Source organism: Vibrio sp. 1078-1 (assembly GCF_033340475.1).
In genome coordinates, this window is record NZ_JAWOWM010000003.1 from 19,189 (window position 1) to 35,223 (window position 16,035).

The window sequence follows — 16,035 nt, forward strand, 5'->3', positions numbered from 1 at the left end:
GTTATGGACTTGAATTTGATCCAAACTTTTCTTGTTGTTGCGGAGTTTCAATCTTATACAAAAGCCGCGGAACAATTAGGGCTTACACAACCTGCTGTGAGCGCTGCAATAAAGCGTTTAGAGCAAGTCGTAGATAAGCAATTATTCGTTAAAAAAGGACGAGGGATCGCACTAACCTCCACCGCTTATCAATTACTGCCGCAATTCCAGCAAGCGGTTAATATTATTGACAATGCGATATCTGATAAAAATCATTTTGAAGTGTGTTGTTCGGAAATTTTGTTGCACATTATGGACCCGATAAAGAACACTATTTTTTATGAATCACCACCCGAAAAATTCCTATTATTTGAGCTGTTAAGACAACAAAAAGTCGATCTAGTAATCGATACGGTGATCACAAAAGATGCAGCGTTTATTATTGAAGATGCCTATGAGGAAGAAGCCGTGGTTATCTGTCGTGAGAACCATCCCCGTGTACACGGCACGCTCACAAAAGAGCAATTTTATGAGGAAACTCACTGTTTATTTTCAGGAAAATGGAACAACATGTCGGGGTTCGAGCAACTAGCAAAGGAAACAATTCAAGAAAGAAAAGTCGACTTGATCACATCTTCGCTAGCGGGCATGGCGCTGTATGTCGCCCAAAGAGACAGTTTAGGGATCGTGTCTCAATCTTTTGCAAACAAGTGGAGCAAAGCGCTCAAACTTCAAATTTTGCCCTGCCCCATTTCGATACGCTCTATCCCTTACAAGTTCGTCTACCATAAGCGAGAGGTAAACAACCCAGCCCACATCGCTCTACGTGAAAAAATCAAAGCCAACTTAACGGCAGCCCGCTACGAACCAATTTGTTTATAACTCTTGTCAATTGAAGCGTTAGGCGTTTTCGTCATCAAGCTTTCTACAAACCTGAATAGATAGAGTTTTACAGATAAAAAAGAGGCTCATTTTAATGAGCCTCTTTCTATATGTGATACTTCACTTAGCTTTTCCTACTTATTTGGGTTCTCTTTTAGTTTCTCCATCACTTGATCGAGCGAGAAGCTTGCTGCTTTTTGCCTTGGTGGGAACTCTTTAAACGTTTCAAGGAATCTGCCTACGTAAGCTTGCGCAGGAACAAGCATGTAAGCACGGTCTAGCATCCAATCGTAGTAAGTGTTAGAAGTGATATCAGCCACTTCGTAAGGATCCATACGCAAGTTGAAGATCTTAGGAACACGAAGTGTGGTGAATGGTTCAGCCCAAATACGCAACGTACCTTTTGCTCGTTGCTCCATAAAGACCAGCTTCCATTTGTTATAGCGAAGTGCAGTTAAGTCTCCATCATCTGAGAAGTAAAAAATTTCTTCTCGTGGGGCCTTATCCTCTTTACCAGTCAAATATGGTAGGAAGTTATAGCCGTCTAGGTGAACTTTGAATTTCTTACCATTCGCACTATAACCTTTGAGCAATTTCTCTTTGATATTGTCATCACCCGCGGCAGCAACGAACGTTGGCATCCAGTCCATGTGATGCATGATATCATTCGAAACAGAGCCAGCTTTAATTTTACCCGGCCAACGTACCATCGCAGGAACTCGGTACGCACCTTCCCAGTTGGTATTTTTCTCTCCACGGAATGGCGTTGTACCTGCATCTGGCCACGAGTTCATGTGTGGGCCATTATCGGTGGAGTAAAAGACGATTGTGTTGTCTTTAATACCCAAATCATCCACTTTTTTCAGTAGCTGACCTACATGGTTATCATGCTCGACCATACCATCTGCATACTCGCTGATACCTGTTTTTCCAGAGTTCTCTTCTTTCACATGAGTACGGAAGTGCATACGAGTTGCGTTCCACCAGACAAAGAAAGGTTTTTCAGCCTTGACGGCACGATCCATAAAGTCGAGTGCCGCATCTAACGTCTCTTCATCCACGGTTTCCATGCGCTTGCGAGTTAGAGGCCCTGTATCTTCAATTTTGCCATCAGCGTACGAACGGATAACGCCGCGCGGACCGAACTTTTTACGAAACTCAGGATCTTTAGGATAATCGACGTTTTCTGGCTCCTCCTCGGCGTTCAAGTGATAAAGGTTGCCAAAAAATTCATCGAAGCCGTGATTAGTAGGAAGGTGCTCATCTTTATCACCTAAGTGGTTTTTACCAAATTGCCCTGTCATATAGCCCATCGGCTTCAGCATTTCGGCAATGGTTGCGTCCTCTTCCTTCAAGCCAAGATCAGCACCTGGAAGCCCCACTTTACTCAAACCTGTTCTAAGAACGGTTTGGCCCGTAATGAAAGTAGAACGGCCCGCTGTACAAGATTGCTCACCGTAATAGTCAGTGAACATCATGCCTTCTTTGGCGATACTGTCTATATTTGGTGTTTTGTACCCCATCAAGCCAAACGTGTAAGCACTGAGATTGGACTGGCCAATATCATCACCCCAAATGACGAGAATATTTGGTTTCTCTGCTGCGATACTGCTACTTGTCGCACCGATTAAAGCGGCGGCAAGAATCGCTAATCGGCGTTTAACGCCATATTTCGCTGTCATATAAACCTCTGTGTGTATTAGAAAAGTGCTTCCTGCAACAGAATGTATAGTTCACAAATAGCGGATAAGCGAATTTACTAAATGAGAATTCTTTCTATCTTCGCCTAACATTACACCGTTATTTGTAGCTAATACGCACTCCAATAGCACTTTAGTTCAGAGCGCCATCGCACCATTCATCACTACTATTAATCTCAAATATTAAGATTGTCTACGCATATCACAGTGCTCATAAAGTACCTGATTGCTTTTATATAAATATTAATGATAATACGTTTTACTACTATTAATAATTAAGGTACCCGTGTGCTTGACTCCAAGGTTTCAAATGGAAAAACTTCCCAATGCCAACACAACGGCGTTCACCATAATGATGAGGAGCTATTACTAGATAAGCGCACTCACTCTGTGGTACTCAATTACCTGCCAAACAAGAAATCTGTTCAGTTAACAAGCATTCAATTTAAGCTGCTGCAAACTCTCACTCACCATCAAGATCAAGTACTTAGTAAGCATTTTCTTTACGAAACAGTACTAAAACGTGAATTTACTGAACATGATCGAGCACTCGATATGCACATGAGCAGAATGAGAAAGCGTCTAGTTCACGAAGGCGTTCCAACAGACAGAATTCAGACAGTCCACCGCCAGGGTTACATTTTCAAGCGCTCAGACAATCAACAGAAAAATTAACGCTAATTGACCCAACTTTTGGTAATTGACCGCTTATTTTGCTTTAATTAATGCAAATTCTAATCACGTAAAATAACTCAATGAATTTGCGCTTAATTTTTACACTTTGCATTGCTACTTTGTTTGCCGGCTGTGCAACCTATGCTGGTCTTAACTATGACCAACTGTTTGGTCCACAGCTCGTGCGTGAACGCACAGTTGACGTGGAAACCCCTCAAGCAAACTTCTTCCAAAGCGAAGTTAAACCCATTATGGATAACCGCTGTGTCGTCTGCCACGCGTGCTACGATGCACCATGTCAACTTAAGCTCTCTTCTGTTGAGGGCATTGACCGTGGTGCGAGTAAAGCACTGGTATATGAAGGAACAAGACTCACAGCCGCAGCACCAACACGCTTATTCGAAGATGCAGAAACAACCCAAGAGTGGCGCGATGCGGGTTTTCATCCGGTTCTCAACGAACGTGATCAAAGCATGGCAGCCAACATTGATGCAGGCCTTATCGCACGTTTGCTACAACAAAAAGAGCGCCACCCATTGCCTGACCAAGTCCAGTTAGAAGGCTTTGACTTTTCGATAGACCGAGAGCAAACCTGTCCGACGATTGAAGAATACGAGCAATACGAAAAGGATAACCCGACCTGGGGAATGCCTTTTGGTATGCCAAACCTATCAAACAGTGAATACCACACACTCATGACTTGGTTGGAAAACGGCGCAATAATGAACGTTCACCGACCTGTTAGTGAGAAAGAGCAAGCGCAAATAGATAAGTACGAAGCATTACTTAACCACTCTGATTTGAAAAATCAGCTGATGGCTAGGTATATATATGAGCATTTATTTTTATCTCATCTCTACTTTTCGGAACTCGATGAAGATCCCCGATTCTTCACGCTCGTCCGCTCTGCTACACCACCAGGACAGCCCGTCAAACGTATTTCAACGCGTCGCCCGTACGATGATCCAGGGGTTGAACGTGTGTTTTATCGAATTATTCCAGAGCAAGGGACCATAGTAGATAAAACTCACATGCCATTCGCGTTAAACAAGCAACGCATAGAGAACTGGAAAACTTGGTTTATTGATGCTGATTACATGGTTAGTCAGCTACCGAGTTATGAACCAGAAGTTGCTGCAAACCCGATGACATCATTCATCGACCTTCCAGTGAAGTCGCGCTTTAAGTTCATGCTAGATAATGCACAAAATACAATAATGGCATACATCAAAGGCCCAGTTTGTCGTGGCCAACTGGCATTGAATGTTATCAATGATCGCTTTTGGGTGTTTTTCCTTGATCCAGATAAAGCAGACATCCCAGAAGTAAATGAGTTTTACCGATCTCAGGCTGATAATCTAAAACTGCCGGCAGAGCAAGAAAGTAACACGCTACCTGTTACCAACTGGGTCAAGTACGCGCGTCAACAAGCTCGCTACCTAGAGGCTAAATCTGAGTTCACTAATAACTGGTTTAAAGAAGGTGAAAACCTATCCACCGATGTAATTTGGGATGGTAATGGCACCAACCATAATGCGGCATTAACGATATTCCGCCATTTTGATAGTGCTTCTGTTGTTCAAGGGTTAGTTGGTGAGCAGCCTAAAACAGTGTGGATTCTTGACTACGCGCTACTAGAGCGTATCCACTATTTGCTTGTTGCTGGGTTTGACGTTTACGGTAACTTCGGCCATCAGCTCATGACACGAATGTTTATGGACTTCTTGCGTCTAGAAGGCGAAAGTAACTTTATCTCTTTGTTACCCGCCGATATGCGCCATGAACTTCAATCTAGCTGGTATAAAGATCAAAGCCCGCAGTTGAGTGACTTTTTACAACGAAATGTGAAGCCGTTTAACCAACCAACCAGCGTTCAGTATAAGAGTGACGATCCAAAAACGGAGTTGGTGGAGTTGTTGAGAGAACATGTCTCAGGTGTGCTTCTGCCTCGCTACGAAATTCAAGATACGGCTCTTTCTGCGAGTAATGAAAAACAACTAAAACGCATTGACCACGTTCGTGGTGAAGGCCTGAAAACCGTTCCGCAAATCACTATGCTTATGGTGAGAAGTCAATCAGGGGAAGATGAACTGTTCACCTTACTTCACAACAATGCACACACAAACATCTCTAGCTTGTTTGATGAAGAAAGTAACCGTGACTTTGCTAACGATGACATGACCATTGTACGCGGCGTTGTGGGAAGCTACCCTGCGGCATTTTTCTCGATCAACGAAAACCAAGTAAAAGATTTTGTCGATCAATTTAGTGCCATCCAAAACGAGTCCGATTACGTTAAGTTATTGGATAATTTTGCGATTCGTAGAAGCTCAGAAAAATTCTGGTCATTTAGCGATCGTTTACACAATTGGTACCGTACAAAACAACCGATCGAATTTGGATTACTTGACTATAATCGTTTTGAGAATCGATGATGATTTAAGGGGGTTCTCATGGGTATCCGAGATAACATTGCCGCTCTTGAACAACAGATTTACGTTGCTTGTTCTGAGGGAGACTACGAAACGGTCAATATGCTTGAGCATCAACTCGAATACTTGCGTGGCAAAGTGGAACATCCTTTTGATGATGACCCTTATGCCCTAGACACTCGATTCGAGTGGGAAGATGACATGACCGAATAGAAAAAACCTCCGGAAAGCCGGAGGTTTTTTTATTTTCAATGCTCGATGGATTACTTCGCCATTAACTCATCCAGAGCTTGAATTGATGCAGACACTTGAGAAACTAAATCATCTTTAGTCGCATTATAGGTATCTAAAGGTTGAGCCGCGGCTTCAATTGCTTGGCAAGCGTTCATTAATGCAGTTAGTCCTAAACTTCCCGCGCTGCCCTTTAATTTATGGGCAAGGTTCTTTACTTCTTTACTATCATTGTCCTCAGCAGACGCTTGCAGTTTGCTTAATACATCAGTGCTGGTGGATCTAAACAGATTAATAATGTGCAACATCTTATCTCTGCCCAAGATTTTCATATCGGACTCAATCACGCTCGGATTAATGATAACCACATCGGGTTCCTTTGTTTTAGGTGCTTGAACGACCTTTAATTGTAGCTCTTGTTCTTGAGGCGAAATTTGATCAAACGGGGTACAGTCGGCATTTTGTGGCAACAACAACGGCTTTCCGTCTAGCGCATCCTGAATCAATGCCGCGAGTGCCTCTTTTGCCAATGGCTTAGGCAAGTATCCGTCAAAACCAGCGGCTAGATAGCGCTCAACTTCTTCCGCAAAAACGTGCGCAGACACTGCAATCATTGGCGTGACGGCAAGCGCTTTATTGGCCGGCTTATCACACTCAATCCGCTTTAAGCGTTGGATCAACTCAGTTCCATCACAATCAGGGAGGTTGATGTCGACCAAAGCGATATCAAAATCTTGTGTGCTGATCAGTTGCTCTGCTTGTGAGCCGTTTTCTGCCATCACGACTTGGTGCCCCATGCTTTCTAGAAAGCCTTCCGCGACCACTCGGTTGACTTCATTATCTTCTACTAGCAAGACCTTTGCTTTCACTTTGCAACGTGCGGTTGCCACGGTTCCTGTTTCAATAGGTTCGCTTTCCTCTAACGGAATAGAGAACCAGAATCGGCTACCATTTCCCTCTTCGGAATCGACTTCTAAAACACCGCCCATCGCTTCAATGATTCGCTTACTGATGGCAAGTCCAAGCCCCGTGCCTCCAGTTTGGCTCATCCCACCTTCAGCTTGCGTGAAGGCATCAAACAACGTTCTCTGGTATTTTTTGGCAATTCCTATTCCAGTGTCTGATACTTCAAACAGGACTTGCGACTCGTCCTCAGGGTTCAGGCTAACGTAGATATCAATTTCTCCTTCGTCAGTGAACTTAATCGCGTTACCAACGAGATTGTTCAGCACCTGACTGATTCTGGTGACATCCCCTTTCCAGTAGCGACTAACATCACTTTCAATATGGTAGGAGAACAGCAGCTTCTTCTCTTGTGCTCGACTGTTCATTAACTGGAAAGTGTCCTCCACCATTTGGTGTAAATCAAAGCCCATGTGACGAATTTCTAAATGCCCCGCTTCAATCTTGGAGTAATCCAGTACATCATTAAGGATCGCGAGCAACGTTTTACCACTACGATTAATGATTTCCGCATAACGCTTTTGAATTGGGTTGAGGCCTGAGTCAATCAACAAGCGTGCTGTCCCCAACACTCCGTTCATTGGCGTTCTTATCTCATGGCTCATCGTCGCCAAGAATGCCGATTTTGCTCGGCTCGCTTGCTCTGCTTGCTTGCGAGCTTTAGCGTGATTCAAAACCTCTTCATTCAAACGGCGGTTTGCTTGTTTTAACTGCGAAGTGCGCTGCTCAACGAGCTCTTCTAAATGCTCTTTATGCTCCTCAAGCTCTCGCTTGGCTTGAGCTTCACCCTCTGCTACCACTTTTAGTGCTTGCGCGGTATTACGAGCCGTGATGATGGCCTGCCCCATATGCGCCAACTCATCTTTGCCTTTCACTTCCAACTCAACCGCTAAGTTACCCTGCGCCACAGACAGCAACGCAGCGGAATATTCAGCTAACCGCTTCACAACAGAAAGGTACACCACACGCCATAAAATCAGCACCAATACAATCAAACCAACAATTGAAATAACGGTTAAAGACCACTGAGCGAATTTCAGTGTGCTGGTCAATTGGTCTACAGCGACGGTAGTGGTTTTGTTTGAATCATCAACCAATTTGTTGACCGTGCCATTAAGCTCTGAGAACAACTCTAATGTCTTTTGCATCAGTTGTTGTGACTGTTCGTTATTCTCGTATTGCTGCATCAGTATAGAAAATACGACCTGACGCTTACCAAGCTCTATGAGCAGTTGGCTCATTTGCTTAGAGCGCGTAGGATCTTCCACAGCGAGTACACGGCGTTGCATGATTTTGAGGTTGCTATCGAAATCACTTTGAACCTGTTGAATTCGCTCAATATTCGTTAATGTCCGAGCCTCTTCAATCTGATTCAACATTTTAAAGGCCAACAAGTGCAGTTCATGTAATCGCTCAGTCAGATCAAGATCGACCTCCACCAGTGCATCTAGCGCCTGATAAACTTGCGATTTTTTATTCGATTCTAATAAGTCATAAATATGCGTGACGTTAGCAACAGCAATGGTGCTTGTATTCTGAACTTGCGTACGAGTTAGTTGTTCTAGCTCTTCACTGAGCAGACGCATTTCTTCAACACGAGTATCTATCTCTTTTGCAAGCCACAGCTTTTTTTCAACCGAAACACCGAGTTCTGCCAAATTGTCGATAACGTTCTGGACGTTATTCTCTAAAGCTTCTAACAATTGAGAATCGAACGACTCACTCCCGAGCTCCTTGATGTGAGTGAGTAAAGACTCGAGCTGTTCGAACAGCACTCGCCCTGACTCCTTTCTTTCCTGCTCGTTTCTTGCGTTCGACAACATTTGTACAGACGAAATAATACGAGTACTCAACTCAGAGACTTGCCTCGCCTCAATCATGGCGGGAATCGCAGAATCCACGACATTTCTTTCGGTTTTGGCAACCAAAGAAAATCCAGACACACCAATAAGTGCCGATAACATGACCAGTATTGCCATCGCAATGAAAGACAACAAAAGTTTACGACCGATGCTTGCAGTTGCTAGCAGCATATTTTCATGACCTTAATGTTCGTGTTCAGCGACATATTACGTTATATTTTGCAGTGTTTACTTAATCTATGCCAACGAACTTCATTTCATGGTTAAAAATCAACACGCATTTCGCACATTTTTCAAACATTCTGCAGCCACTTTAACCCTCGTTGCTTCTTTGCCAGCGGTTGCCGCAGAGAAAATATGTGCAATATACCCTCACCTAAAGGATTCATACTGGTTGTCAGTAAACTATGGAATGGTGTCCGAAGCGAAAAGAGAAGGTGTCGAGCTACGAGTTCTTGAAGCGGGCGGCTACCCAAACAAAACCCGTCAAGAACAACAACTCGCACTGTGTAACCAATGGGGAGCAGATGCAGTTATCCTTGGGACCGTGGACCCACAGGCTTACGAGCATTCACTTAAAAATTGGGTAGGGAATACTCCCGTTTTTGCTACTGTGAACCAACTCGACTTGGATGAAGAACAAAGTGAGTTGCTAAAAGGGACTGTCGGTGTTGACTGGCATTGGATGGGATACGAAGCGGGTCAATATTTGGCAGCTCGTCATCCAAAGGGGTCAGGAAAGACCAACATTGCCTTACTTTTGGGGCCGCGAACTCGTGGTGGTACGAAACCCGTTACTGCCGGATTTTATGAAGCGATACAAGGAAGTGATATCAACATTGTTGACTCATTTTGGGCAGACAACGACAAGGAGTTACAACGTAACCTAGTTCAACGTGTGATCGATATGGGAAATATAGATTACATTGTTGGCAGTGCAGTGGCGATTGAAGCGGCCATCAGTGAGCTGCGCAGTGCCGGCAAAGCTGAGGAGATCGGTTTAGTTTCTGTGTACTTAAGTCATGGTGTATATCGAGGCCTGTTACGTAACAAAGTGCTCTTCGCACCAACAGATAAAATGGTGCAGCAAGGTCGGCTTTCCGTGATGCAAGCAACGCATTACTTAAGGGGTGAAGCTTATGACAAACATGCCTCACCAACCATCAAACCACTGACTCCGAAGACGCTTCATGACGACACGATCGAAGAATCGTTATCTCCGTCAGAATATAGGCCGACATTCCGTGTTAAGGCTGTTGATTGAAAGACCAAAAACGTGTTCTATTGAGTCACAACAATTTTAAAATCATACAAACGGAAACATCTTGATGCAAAAAACCATTCGTACCATGCCAACCCATAAACATGTGGCTTTGGTTGCTCACGACAACTGCAAACCTGAGCTACTTCGCTGGGTAAAAGAAAACAAAGAAAAGCTACAGAGTCACTTCCTTTACGCAACTGGCACGACAGGACACATGCTAAGTAAAGAAACTGGACTTGCGATCAAGAGCATGATCAGTGGTCCGATGGGCGGTGATCAACAACTAGGCGCTCTTATTTCAGAAGGCAAAATCGACGTTCTCGTTTTCTTTTGGGATCCACTGAATGCCGTACCTCACGACCCAGACGTTAAAGCGCTTCTTCGTATTGCTAGTGTTTGGAATATTCCTGTAGCAACGAACCGAGCCACCGCTAAGTTCCTGTTTAACTCCCCTCTTCTTGAGCAAGAAGTAGACATCGAAGTGCCGGATTACGAAGCCTATCTTGCTGAGCGCATGTAAGCTTTGATGCTAACCAAATAAAGCAAAGGCGATACCAAGTATCGCCTTTACTGTTTTTAACATTCTAAACGTTGCATTTAACGAGAAGTCACGATGGGATAGTCACCATTAACGAGCTCTTGAACGAATGCAGATCCCGCACCAGTATGCGTAATCCAAACCTTCTCTTTCGCACGTGTAATCGCCACGTAAAATAGCCTGCGCTCTTCTGCGTAAGGGAATTTGTCTTTGGACTCCGTCAACGCACCATCAATGTGAATTTGCTTCTTCTTAGCGGGGAATTGCCCCTCATCCACAGAAAGAATAATCACAAAGTCAGCTTCGCGTCCTTTACTCGCATGGCAAGTCATAAAGCGAATATCGAGATTAGGGAAACGTCGCAACCAATCGTCGAACAAATCGGGCTTATGATAATGGTTACGTCCTAGCAATAAAACTGACTTGGTTTGCTTGGCTTGTTGATTCAAGTGGTCCAAGATCTTTTCCACTTGATTGCTCGGCGCGGTATGTACGCTCTTCTGCTTGCGTTGTTTGTGGCTGTTTAGTGTTTTCGGCAACTGCGATGGGTTTTGCTGCACGAATGTATTCGCTACATCACCAATCTGATTGTTGAAACGATAAGTTGTATCTAAGTGATGAACGGTTGAGTGAGCAAAGCGTTCTTTAAAACCAGTGATAAGATCGACATCCGCTCCTGCAAACTGATAGATCGCTTGCCAATCGTCGCCAACAGCAAATAACGTGGCACCTGCTTGTTTCTGAGTGGATTCACACAGTGCTTCAATCAATGCCAGACGATCTGGAGAGATATCTTGATACTCATCGACCATAATAAAGCGCCATGGCGAGACAAACTTCCCTTTATTCACATAATCTGTCGCACGACTGATCATGGTTGGGAAATCCACTTGGTTGCTTTCTTTAAGCATTTTCTGCCACGCTGTAAAACATGGCCAGCATAAGGCGAGTTCACTATTTAAACGCGTATAGTCTTGGTGGTTTACGAGCTTTTCTTGTACTTGCTTTTTGGTCAAGCCCACCGCCGCTAAATGAGACAGCTGCGAATCTAGCCAAGCGATCAGTTTTGGATTTTCTGAATGGCTTCCTAACTCATCATCCCCTTTTAGGTACGCAATCGGCCATTTGTCTAAATGTTTTTGCCAACGTTTAAAGTTGGTGGGTGTCATCCAATGTTTTTTCAACCAGTCTACACACCATGCTGTTCGTTGATTTTCGTCCAACGCTAAAGGACTAATTTCGACAGGTTGCTGTTCGACTTGTTTAAGAATATACAAGCCCAACTGATGGAATGTGTTGACGCGCACACCGTCTGCCGCCATGCCCACTTTATCTACTAAGCGTTCTTTCATTTCAGTCGCCGCATCACGACCGAACGCTAACATGAGAAGCTCTTCTGCTTGAGCTTGATGGCTTTGCAACAAATAGGCAACTCGTGCGGTTAAAACGCTGGTTTTGCCCGAGCCGGCCCCAGCAAGAACTAAGTTGTGGTCGTCGTTGAGCAATACCGCATATTGCTGGGATAAATTCAAAGGAGAGGATTCAATTTGATTAAACAGCACTTCCCAATTTGGACGTTCTGCTTCTAGCCAATCGCGATTACGCTCACCAAGCGCCTCAGAGGTATCAATGAGCCAAGGCTCTATTTGCGACATACGATTCGGCATTCGCATTTTGGCTTCTTCTAGGGTGGTTTTCATCTCGCTTAACTCTTGGTTAAGGCTTTCAACCCAGGAGACCACTTGAGAATGCGATAAGTAAGCAGGCAAGTGCTTTAGTTTGTAAAGCTCTTCTTCCCACTTAGGTAGATACTCAGCCAGTTTTCGGCACTGAGTGTTGTGCCACTCTTGATATTGACGAACGGCCTCAAGCGCAAACTTTCGGCATTGCGGCCACGGTAAACCTTGGACTAGCCAGCTTTGTTGTTTGCCTTCGTGTTCATGAGCAAAAAACTGTAAAGAGCTCCATAATAACCCACGCTTTACGCTAACTTTGCCATTCCAGATCGTAAAAGGAATATGTTCTTCACTGCCTATCGAGCTTAATAAAACACTGTTCTCTTTTATTTCGACGTGATGGTACTCATTTTGAATAAAAAACTGTGCTTTGCTAGTGGCAGTAAGCTGCATGAAACGTGCGCCTTTTAGTTTAGAAGTTGTCGATTTATATCATTTTAAGGCGCTAAATTGTAGCAACGGCGAGCACCTAAGTAAGCTTCTTCTTCTATTCTTTAATAAAATTCACATTACTGTCGATTTAATAACCTAAAGCTGAGGTTATTTGAAGCTGGCTTTACAATCCTCAATACATGACCTGGCAGTTTTAATATAAGTCAATGACATCCCTGCTGATTTTATCAGCAACCACGAATTTTTCTTAAAGTAAATCATAAACGCGCTATAGTGGGTCTGGTAGTATTCCCCCTGTTCTTCATCGGAAACATAAGGCGCATTGTGCAAGCAACTTCTAAATTTCGGCTCTATTGGGCAAACAAGACGATAAATTACAGCGTTCTTATCCTTATTACCTTACTGGGTGTGGTTATCCCAACTTGGTACTTCGAGCAAAACACGCTGATAACGCCATTAATATTAGGCGTTATTGCTGCTGCTTTGGCTGAAAGTGATGACAGTTTCACTGGACGCATCAAGGCTCTGATTCTCACCTTTCTCTGTTTTGCGCTTGCTGCTTTTTCAATTGAAATCTTGTTCGATACCCCTTGGGCTTTTGCGTTGGGATTATTTATCTCAACCTTCGGCTTCATCATTCTTGGAGCGATAGGTCCTAAGTACGCGAGTATTGCTTTTGGTTCGTTGCTGATCGCTATTTATACTATGCTTGGCGCACATGAAAGCACCAACATTTGGTTTCAGCCACTACTGCTTTTGACTGGTGCCGCATGGTATTACTTCATGTCCATGATTTGGCAGATATTTTGGCCTCTTCAACCGGTGCAACAAAGCTTAGCCAATGTGTTCTTCCAAATGGCGAATTATCTTGATGCGAAAGCCAAGCTTTTTCACCCTGTGACCAACTTGACGCCACAACCGCTACGGATTGAAGCTGCAAAATGCAATGCTGCCACGGTTACGGCACTAAACGCTTGTAAAACCACATTACTTAACCGATCGAAACGGGGTCACATTGATGGGCCTAGTGACCGATTTTTAAATATTTATTTCATCGCTCAAGACATTCACGAACGCGTCAGTTCTAGCCATTATCGCTATCAGGATTTAGCGACCGAATTTGAACGTTCTGATGTGCTGTTTCGTTTTAAATATCTTTTGGAGTCTCAAGCCCAAGCGTGTCGTGATATTGCACTAGCCATTCAGCTAGGAAATGAATACTCCCATACCGATCAATCTATTCTGGCATTAGCTGAAGTACAAAACTCTCTTGCTTATCTAGAAGAACAAAAGCAAGGGCACTGGAAACGTCTGCTGATGCAGTTAACATATTTATTCAATAACTTAGCGACGGTAGAAAAACAACTTAATAACATTAACAACCCAGATGTTGAAGGCCTCGAAGAAGATACCCTCGCCGATACCAACCCACACACGCTAAAGGCGATGTGGCAGCGTATATCAGCAAATTTACACAAAGATTCGATGCTGTTTCGGCATGCATTACGTATGTCAATTGCCTTAACGATTGGCTATGGAATCATTCAAATATTCAACATCGACCGAGGTTACTGGATACTCTTAACCACTTTATTCGTATGCCAACCGAACTACAGTGCCACTCGCCAAAAATTGACGGCGCGAGTAATAGGTACATTAGCTGGTTTGTTGATTGGTGTACCATTGCTGACTTTTTTCCCTTCTCAAGAAAGCCAGTTAGTATTTATCGTTATCTCTGGAGTGATGTTTTTCGCCTTCCGGATGAACAACTATGGGTACGCGACTGGTTTTATTACACTGCTCGTCCTCTTCTTATTTAATCAACTAGGTGAAGGTTACGCAGTTGTCCTTCCTCGACTAGCAGATACCCTCATCGGGTGTGTGCTTGCAGTAGGAGCTGTATTAGTTATTTTGCCCGACTGGCAGTCGAGAAGGCTTCACAAAGTTATGTCGGATGCGATAGAGGCGAACAAGCAGTATCTCGATCAGATCATTGGTCAGTATAGAATCGGCAAGAAAGACAATTTGAGCTACCGTATCGCTCGCCGCCAGGCCCACAATAATGATGCCTCACTCTCTTCTGCGATTAGTACGATGCTGGCGGAGCCTGGCAAATATCGCGCAGCTGTTGATGAAAGTTTTCGCTTCCTAACGTTAAATCACGCAATGTTGAACTATATTTCTGCATTAGGCGCGCACAGAACTCGCATCGAAGATGAGTCAATTCATAAACTCGTTTTAGATGCTCACCGTTGTATTCATCAACATCTGGATGTACTTCATAAACAGCTTCACCAGCATTGTGAGGAGTGTGACCTATCTAATATTGATGATGCTGGACTCGAGCAACGCTTAAATGAATGGCGCGATGAAGACGACAGCTCTGCCCGCATGGTATTGCAACAACTCCATCTTATCTATCGCATGCTCCCAGAGCTTCATTCACTTGCTAGCAAGTTTGCCGTCAGAGTAAGTTAGTAACATTCAAACCATATGTAAGAGGGAAGCGCTATATCGCTTCCCTTTTTATTTTTACGTTTCCACCTACCCCAAAGTGGGTAATTATGTACCTTCTTAGGAAAAATCTGACGTATCACTTAACACACCTTGACAATATTCGGACAAAAAGCAATCGATCAAATTCTAATCTATTTTGGTTGAATAAATATGTTGTATCCAAAGGATGAAGAATTTCGGGCAACGACGGATAAACCGAATCACGACGAAGGTATTGAGATGAACGCACAACAATTTAATGAACTTAAACAAAAGCTCAGTGATTTAACGGCAAGTCAGTTAAAGTCATTACAAGGTGAGATCAGCGTGAAACTAAATAAAGCGCAAAAACCGGTTCTATCTGGTGAAGAAAGAGAAATGCTTGCCAAACTGTTTGCCTAATCAAGTCATTGATATAAAACACTTGAACGTTTTATAAAGTCCACCTATGCTCTCACTATCATAATGTTGGGAGTAGTGATATGCCTGTATCGGGAATTCAATCTGGACACCACATCGTTCAGATGTCACAACAAATAGCCGAGAAAGCTGCACATGGCATTAGCAATAATGTAAGTAAGGTTAAAGAAGAGCTTTCTGATCACAACATCGATTTAGCTGCGGTTGCGGATGTCGCAATAACAGCCTCAACACCTAGCCTTCCCTCTCAAAAAGTTGAATCTCTCATCAACCTAGCACAAGCCGCTGGTTATAACCGAGTTGGCGCGTCTGTCATAGAGAAAAACAATGAAATCATTGGCAGCTTGCTAGACATCCACGTTTAGGCGATTTAACGTCAAATTATCGCTATTTTAATTTCCAACTATCACTATAACGTCGTAACAAGATAACCCCTTTGCTTCGTTCTTGCTTTCTATTTCGAT

12 protein-coding genes are annotated in these 16,035 nt (G+C 43.6%); 9 read left to right on the forward strand and 3 right to left on the reverse strand.

The window, feature by feature from the left end; all coding sequences use genetic code 11:
* The first annotated feature begins 3 nt into the window (after window positions 1-3).
* Window positions 4-861 carry a LysR family transcriptional regulator gene (locus tag R7190_RS07260; RefSeq protein WP_186585379.1) on the forward strand — a complete coding sequence of 286 codons (858 nt, stop codon included), beginning with the start codon at window positions 4-6 and terminating at the stop codon, window positions 859-861.
* A 134-nt stretch (window positions 862-995) separates the two neighbouring features.
* Here R7190_RS07260 and R7190_RS07265 read toward each other — a convergent pair whose 3' ends face one another.
* Complete coding sequence (locus tag R7190_RS07265) at window positions 996-2,543, reverse strand: arylsulfatase (RefSeq protein WP_005376560.1); 1,548 nt, start codon at window positions 2,541-2,543, stop codon at window positions 996-998.
* A gap of 306 nt (window positions 2,544-2,849) precedes the next feature.
* Here R7190_RS07265 and R7190_RS07270 point away from each other — a divergent pair, with 306 nt between their 5' ends.
* The 3 genes from R7190_RS07270 (at window position 2,850) to R7190_RS07280 (ending at window position 5,881) form a co-directional block, all read left to right on the forward strand.
* Window positions 2,850-3,236, forward strand: a complete 387-nt coding sequence (locus R7190_RS07270; RefSeq protein ID WP_005376561.1) for a winged helix-turn-helix domain-containing protein — start codon at window positions 2,850-2,852, stop codon at window positions 3,234-3,236.
* Window positions 3,237-3,316: 80 nt separating this feature from the next.
* Window positions 3,317-5,671: a fatty acid cis/trans isomerase gene (locus R7190_RS07275; RefSeq protein WP_042520719.1), complete on the forward strand. Its 2,355-nt coding sequence runs from the start codon at window positions 3,317-3,319 to the stop codon at window positions 5,669-5,671.
* 18 nt (window positions 5,672-5,689) lie between these two features.
* The gene (locus tag R7190_RS07280; RefSeq protein WP_005376565.1) at window positions 5,690-5,881 is read left to right on the forward strand and encodes a hypothetical protein; all 192 of its coding nucleotides are present in this window, start codon (window positions 5,690-5,692) and stop codon (window positions 5,879-5,881) included.
* 50 nt (window positions 5,882-5,931) lie between these two features.
* Here R7190_RS07280 and torS read toward each other — a convergent pair whose 3' ends face one another.
* Window positions 5,932-8,895: a TMAO reductase system sensor histidine kinase/response regulator TorS gene (gene torS, locus R7190_RS07285; RefSeq protein WP_186585381.1), complete on the reverse strand. Its 2,964-nt coding sequence runs from the start codon at window positions 8,893-8,895 to the stop codon at window positions 5,932-5,934.
* Between the two features lie 43 nt (window positions 8,896-8,938).
* Here torS and torT point away from each other — a divergent pair, with 43 nt between their 5' ends.
* Together torT and R7190_RS07295 are read left to right on the forward strand one after the other, a co-directional pair.
* Window positions 8,939-9,988 carry a TMAO reductase system periplasmic protein TorT gene (torT, locus tag R7190_RS07290; protein ID WP_080960073.1) on the forward strand — a complete coding sequence of 350 codons (1,050 nt, stop codon included), beginning with the start codon at window positions 8,939-8,941 and terminating at the stop codon, window positions 9,986-9,988.
* 64 nt (window positions 9,989-10,052) lie between these two features.
* Window positions 10,053-10,508: a methylglyoxal synthase gene (locus R7190_RS07295; protein WP_005376571.1), complete on the forward strand. Its 456-nt coding sequence runs from the start codon at window positions 10,053-10,055 to the stop codon at window positions 10,506-10,508.
* Window positions 10,509-10,585: 77 nt separating this feature from the next.
* On the opposite strand, the gene helD is transcribed toward R7190_RS07295, so the two are convergent.
* Window positions 10,586-12,655, reverse strand: a complete 2,070-nt coding sequence (gene helD, locus R7190_RS07300; RefSeq protein ID WP_005376572.1) for a DNA helicase IV — start codon at window positions 12,653-12,655, stop codon at window positions 10,586-10,588.
* 324 nt (window positions 12,656-12,979) lie between these two features.
* Here helD and yccS point away from each other — a divergent pair, with 324 nt between their 5' ends.
* From yccS to R7190_RS07315, 3 genes are all read left to right on the forward strand, one after another.
* Window positions 12,980-15,133, forward strand: a complete 2,154-nt coding sequence (gene yccS / locus R7190_RS07305) for a YccS family putative transporter (RefSeq protein WP_005376573.1) — start codon at window positions 12,980-12,982, stop codon at window positions 15,131-15,133.
* A 189-nt stretch (window positions 15,134-15,322) separates the two neighbouring features.
* On the forward strand, window positions 15,323-15,553 hold the full coding sequence (locus R7190_RS07310) for a hypothetical protein (protein WP_005376575.1): 231 nt from the start codon (window positions 15,323-15,325) through the stop codon (window positions 15,551-15,553).
* An 80-nt stretch (window positions 15,554-15,633) separates the two neighbouring features.
* A complete protein-coding gene (locus R7190_RS07315; RefSeq protein WP_171342898.1) occupies window positions 15,634-15,936 on the forward strand; it encodes a hypothetical protein in 303 nt (100 codons plus the stop codon).
* Window positions 15,937-16,035 lie beyond the last annotated feature (99 nt).

What these genes read in the sequence shown, in the direction of transcription:
- R7190_RS07310 (WP_005376575.1), top strand. Translation starts at nt 15,323, where the DNA reads ATGTTGTATCCAAAGGATGAAGAATTTCGGGCAACGACGGATAAACCG.
- R7190_RS07280 (WP_005376565.1), top strand. Translation starts at nt 5,690, where the DNA reads ATGGGTATCCGAGATAACATTGCCGCTCTTGAACAACAGATTTACGTT.
- helD (WP_005376572.1), bottom strand. Translation starts at nt 12,655, where the DNA reads ATGCAGCTTACTGCCACTAGCAAAGCACAGTTTTTTATTCAAAATGAG.
- R7190_RS07260 (WP_186585379.1), top strand. Translation starts at nt 4, where the DNA reads ATGGACTTGAATTTGATCCAAACTTTTCTTGTTGTTGCGGAGTTTCAA.
- R7190_RS07295 (WP_005376571.1), top strand. Translation starts at nt 10,053, where the DNA reads ATGCAAAAAACCATTCGTACCATGCCAACCCATAAACATGTGGCTTTG.
- R7190_RS07275 (WP_042520719.1), top strand. Translation starts at nt 3,317, where the DNA reads ATGAATTTGCGCTTAATTTTTACACTTTGCATTGCTACTTTGTTTGCC.
- R7190_RS07315 (WP_171342898.1), top strand. Translation starts at nt 15,634, where the DNA reads ATGCCTGTATCGGGAATTCAATCTGGACACCACATCGTTCAGATGTCA.
- torS (WP_186585381.1), bottom strand. Translation starts at nt 8,895, where the DNA reads ATGCTGCTAGCAACTGCAAGCATCGGTCGTAAACTTTTGTTGTCTTTC.
- R7190_RS07265 (WP_005376560.1), bottom strand. Translation starts at nt 2,543, where the DNA reads ATGACAGCGAAATATGGCGTTAAACGCCGATTAGCGATTCTTGCCGCC.